The organism is Spirillospora sp. NPDC049652, from assembly GCF_040675125.1.
In the GTDB taxonomy this organism is placed as follows: domain Bacteria; phylum Actinomycetota; class Actinomycetes; order Streptosporangiales; family Streptosporangiaceae; genus Spirillospora.
This window is the reverse complement of sequence record NZ_JBFAOF010000557.1, coordinates 1-4778: the sequence shown is the minus strand read 5'-3', so window position 1 is coordinate 4778 and position 4778 is coordinate 1. Positions and strand designations below refer to the sequence as shown.

At 70.7% G+C, this 4778-nt stretch carries 4 protein-coding genes and 1 pseudogene; 4 read left to right on the top strand and 1 reads right to left on the bottom strand.

Going from position 1 to position 4778, the window contains the following annotated elements; all coding sequences use genetic code 11:
* Positions 1-96 precede the first annotated feature (96 nt).
* Positions 97-552, bottom strand: a pseudogene (locus AB0J52_RS27730) (NAD-dependent malic enzyme); the annotation flags it as partial.
* Between the two features lie 355 nt (positions 553-907).
* Between AB0J52_RS27730 and AB0J52_RS27725 the strand changes: the two are divergent.
* The 4 genes from AB0J52_RS27725 to AB0J52_RS27710 form a co-directional block, all read left to right on the top strand.
* Positions 908-1870, top strand: a complete 963-nt coding sequence (locus tag AB0J52_RS27725) for an ABC transporter substrate-binding protein (RefSeq protein ID WP_500185310.1) — start codon at positions 908-910, stop codon at positions 1868-1870.
* Positions 1871-1874: 4 nt separating this feature from the next.
* Positions 1875-2798 carry an amino acid ABC transporter permease gene (locus AB0J52_RS27720; RefSeq protein WP_500185308.1) on the top strand — a complete coding sequence of 308 codons (924 nt, stop codon included), beginning with the start codon at positions 1875-1877 and terminating at the stop codon, positions 2796-2798.
* Between the two features lie 104 nt (positions 2799-2902).
* The gene (locus tag AB0J52_RS27715) at positions 2903-3655 is read left to right on the top strand and encodes an amino acid ABC transporter ATP-binding protein (RefSeq protein WP_500185311.1); all 753 of its coding nucleotides are present in this window, start codon (positions 2903-2905) and stop codon (positions 3653-3655) included.
* 229 nt (positions 3656-3884) lie between these two features.
* The coding region (locus AB0J52_RS27710; RefSeq protein WP_500185306.1) for an NACHT domain-containing protein at positions 3885-4778 on the top strand (894 nt) is incomplete at its 3' end.

Sequence of the window (4778 nt, the reverse complement as noted above, 5' to 3'; positions counted from 1 at the left end):
TCTGCTCTGGGACAGCGCACCGGTCAGCGCGGTGTTCCAGCTCGCCCGGGTCGTCCCCGACCCCGCGCCGACGCCGGGGACGACGGTGCGCGGCTAGCAGCGCGGGGCGCTGATGTCCTCCAGGTTGATGCCGCCGAAGCTCGGCGCCATCCGGATCACCGTCTCGACGATCTCGTCCACGTCGGTGCAGTCCAGCGCGATCGGGACGGAGTCGACGCCGGCGAACTCCTTGAACAGCAGCGACTTGCCCTCCATGACGGGCATGGACGCGGCGGGCCCGATGTCGCCGAGCCCGAGCACGGCGGTGCCGTCGGTCACGACCGCGACGACCCGGGACGTCCAGGTGTAGTCGCGGGCGAGCGGCGGGTGGTCGGCGATGGCGGTGCAGACGCGCGCCACGCCGGGCGTGTAGGCGAGCGAGAGGTCGTCGGCGTTGCGCACGGGGACCGAGGAGCGGACCTCGAGCTTGCCGCCCCGGTGCAGGGCGAACGCCGGATCGTCGTCGAGTGAGGCGGTGTGCGGGAAGGGATGAGTGATGGGCTCGGCAGCCACAGCGACCCCTGTCAGAGTTTCGGCGATACGGACGATGCCGCCGCGGTTGGCGCTGGTCTGGTGGCCAGGGCCGGTCGGGTGCATCTCGCGACGTACGGGGGTCACCCGTTGTCCGATTGTGCCACACCGGTCCCGGGCTTCCAGGAGGGACCCGCGATGGCCTCCGTCACGTGTCGACCCGGAGTGTGAACGCGCTCACAGAGGGTGAATTCACCCTAGTCCGTCTGGATATCGAGCGCTGCCTTGTTGTCCGATTGTTTCGGAGCCTTAATCAAGGCCACGCGTACTATGCGCCAAAATGTGCCTTCCACCCGGGCCGGGACGCGGTCCGACGAATCGACTTGGAGGGGGACCAGTGAACACCGGTTCTCTGGGGCGCCGTACCGCCACGGCAAGTGCCCTCGTGCTCTCGGCGGCGCTCGCCCTGTCGGCCTGCGGCGGCAGCAAGAAGGACACCGGCGCCCAGGGCAAGGACGTCGGCGACATCTTCTCGGCGATCAAGCAGGACCCGAAGCTGCACGACCAGCTCGGTCCGGACGTCAAGTCGTCCGGCAAGATCATCGTCGCGACGGACCCGTCCTACGCGCCCAACGAGTTCTACGGCAACGACAACAAGACCCTGGTCGGCATGGACCTCGACCTCGGCAAGGCGCTCGGCAAGAAGCTCGGCATCGACTTCTCCTTCCAGAAGGCGAGCTTCGACGGGATCATCCCGGGCCTGCAGAGCGGCCAGTACCAGGCGGCGATGTCGTCGATCACCGACAACAAGGAGCGGGAGAAGACGGTCGACTTCGTCACCTACTTCACCGCCGGCACCTCGCTGATGGTCAAGAAGGGCAACCCGAGCGGCTTCAAGCCCGACGACCTGTCGCTGTGCGGCAAGAAGGTCGCGGTCGAGAAGGGCACCGTCCAGCTGGACGAGGTGTCGGCGACCGTCGACGCCGCCAAGGGCACCGGCGCGCGCACCAAGAAGTGCAAGGACGGCGGCAAGCCCGGCCCGGTCGGCCAGGCGTTCCCCGACCAGAACGGCGCGAACCTCGCCCTGTCGTCCGGCCGCGCGGACGCCGTGCTCGCCGACTCCCCGGTCATCGACTACGCGGTGAAGCAGTCCAACGGGCAGTTCGAGACCGCGGGCGCGACCTACGACACCGCGCCGTACGGCATCGCCCTCAGCAAGAAGCTCGGCACCACCAAGGAGGCCGTGCTCGGCGCGCTGAAGGCGCTGCAGGCCGACGGCACGTACAAGAAGATCCTGGAGAAGTGGGGCATCGAGCACGGCGCTCTGGACGCCCCGGTCGTCAACGGCGCGCAGAGCTGACCGCATGACCCTGTCCGAGCAGACGACGCCGCGGGGACGGCCGGCCGAGATCAAGGCCGTCCCCGTCCGGCACTACGGCCGCTGGGTGGCGGCCGCACTCATCCTGTACGTGGCGATCTGGGCGGTCTGGAGCGTCGCCCACAACGAGCGGTTCGGCTGGGACACGATCAACGCGTGGTTCTGGGACGGCTCGATCATCGACGGCATCGTGATGACGCTGGAGCTGACCGTCATCGCGATGCTGATGGGCGTGGTCGGCGGCGTCCTGCTCGCGGTGATGCGGCTGTCCCCGAACCCGCTGATCTCCGGTGTGGCCTGGATGTACGTCTGGGTCTTCCGGGGCACTCCGGTGCTGGTCCAGATCATCCTGTGGTTCTACGTGAAGGCGCTGATCCCGACGTTCTCGCTCGGGATCCCGTTCGGCCCGACGTTCGTCCATTTCAACGCCAACGACCTGATCACCGCGTTCGTCGCGGGCTGCCTCGGGCTGGGGCTGAACGAGGCGGCGTACATGTCGGAGATCGTCCGCGCGGGCATCCTCTCGGTGGACCCGGGGCAGAGCGAGGCGGCGACGGCGCTCGGCATGAGCCGGGCGAGGATCATGCGGCGGGTGGTGCTGCCGCAGGCGATGCGGGTGATCATCCCGCCGACCGGCAACGAGACGATCTCCATGCTGAAGACGTCCTCCCTGGTGTCGGTGATCGCGCTGGCCGACCTGCTGTACTCGGTGCAGATCGTGTACAACCGGACCTACCAGACGATCCCGATGCTGCTGGTGGCGAGCATCTGGTACCTGGTCATGACCTCGATCCTCACCGTCGGCCAGTTCTACCTGGAGCGCTACTTCGGGCGGGGCACCGCCCAGCGGCAGACGATGCTGGAGCGGTTCGTGGCCAACCTGCGGGTCCGCGGCGGGAGGAGCGTCTGATGGCGGCCGACGACAAGCCGTCCCTGGCGAAGCCGGAGGAGGACGCCCCGGAGCGGGACGCGCCGGAGCGCGACGGGCCGGAGCGTGACGGCGCGGGCGAGTTCATGGTGCTCGCCGAGGACGTGCACAAGAGCTTCGGCCGGCTGGAGGTGCTGAAGGGCATCGACCTCGCCGTGCGGCCGGGCGAGGTGATGTGCGTGATCGGGCCGTCCGGCTCGGGGAAGTCGACCTTCCTGCGCTGCATCAACCACCTGGAGAAGGTCAACGGCGGCCGGCTGTGGGTGAACGGCCGGCTGGTCGGCTATCGGCAGAAGGGCGACCGGCTCTACGAGATGCGCGAGCGGGAGGTCGCCGCGCAGCGCCGGGACATCGGCATGGTGTTCCAGCGGTTCAACCTGTTCCCGCACATGACCGCGCTGGGCAACGTCATGGAGGCGCCCGTCCAGGTGAAGGGCCTGCCGAAGGCGCAGGTCCGGGAGCGGGCGGTCGCGCTGCTGGAGCGGGTGGGCCTCGCCGACAAGATGGACGCCTACCCGGCGCAGCTGTCGGGCGGGCAGCAGCAGCGGGTCGCGATCGCGCGCGCCCTGGCGATGGAGCCCGCGCTGATGCTGTTCGACGAGCCGACGTCCGCGCTCGACCCCGAGCTGGTCGGCGAGGTGCTGGAGGTCATGAAGCAGCTCGCGCTGGACGGCATGACGATGATCGTGGTCACCCACGAGATCGGGTTCGCGCGCGAGGTCGGCGACTCGCTGGTGTTCATGGACGGCGGCGTGGTGGTCGAGCAGGGGCGTCCGCGTGACGTCATCGAGAATCCCCGGCATCCGCGGACGCAGGACTTCCTCTCCAAGGTCCTCTGACGCGCCCGCTGGAGCACTCGCCACCGGCGAGGGCCGCGTGCGGGGCCGCGCGTGCGCGGTGGCCTCTCCCGGCCACCGGAGACCGGGTTCCGGTTGACGGCCCGCCCCCCTTGGGGCGGGCCGTTTCCCGTTTCCGGCGAACCGCTGGCCGTTCCGTTGCGTCTGGTGGAGAGTTGTCCCCTTCGGGATGATCAAGAGCGCGGACGGCAGGCACGGGAGGCGGCGTTCGGTGACGGAGAAGTACACCAACAACGTCTCCGGGAGTCCCCGCGTCCTGGTCCAGGTCGGGAAGCACGAGGGGCCGCTCAACGTCTCCGTGCCGCCTGCCGGCGACGTCGGGCTGCCTCCGGCCCGTCCCACGGCCCTGGCGTTCGTGGCGAGCGTGGTGCTGGGCACTTCCGGGGGTTTCCTGCTTCCGCTGCACGGTTGGGCGGGGCTGCTCGGCGTGCTGCTCGTCGCGGCCGGCTTGCTGCTCGCGGGCAGCGGCGCCTACTGGATCTGGCGGGCCCGGCAGGCCCGGACGGCCATCGCCGAGGACCGGCTGACCGCGCGCGCCGACGTGCTGCGCGGCGTCCTCCGGACCCGGTACCTGCGGGAACTGGAGCAGGCGGGCGCGGACGCCCAGAGCGCGATCGCCGTCCGGTGGGGTGTCCCGGACGGCGTCGAGCAGGCGGCGGGAGCCGGGGACTTCCTGCGCGAGGGCGCGTTCGCGCAGGCCGCCGACCTGTGGGCGAGCGTGGAGTCCCGGCGGCTGGTGGTCCTCGGCGGCGCGGGGGCGGGCAAGTCGGTGTTCGCGACCGCGCTGGCCGCGCAACTGCTGGAACCGGACGACCCGGACGTTCCCGTGCCGGTCGTGGTGCCGCTCGCCGGCTGGAGCCCCGCCCGCGAACGGCTGCTGGCCTGGGCGGCGCGCCGCATGGCCGCCGCGCACCCCGAGCTCGGGCGGTCGGTCGCCGACGCGCGGCTGGTGGCGTCGGGGCTGCTGCGGGCGCGCCGGGTCCTGCTGCTGCTGGACGGTCTGGACGAGGTCCCCGCCGAGGCCCGCGCGGCCGCGCTGGAGGAGCTGAACCGGCGCGGCTCGGCGCGGCTGCCGCTGGTGCTGACGAGCCGTCCCGAGGAGTAC

Coding starts and splice junctions, on each gene's coding strand:
- AB0J52_RS27720 (WP_500185308.1), top strand. CDS start 1,875: ATGACCCTGTCCGAGCAGACGACGCCGCGGGGACGGCCGGCCGAGATC.
- AB0J52_RS27715 (WP_500185311.1), top strand. CDS start 2,903: ATGGTGCTCGCCGAGGACGTGCACAAGAGCTTCGGCCGGCTGGAGGTG.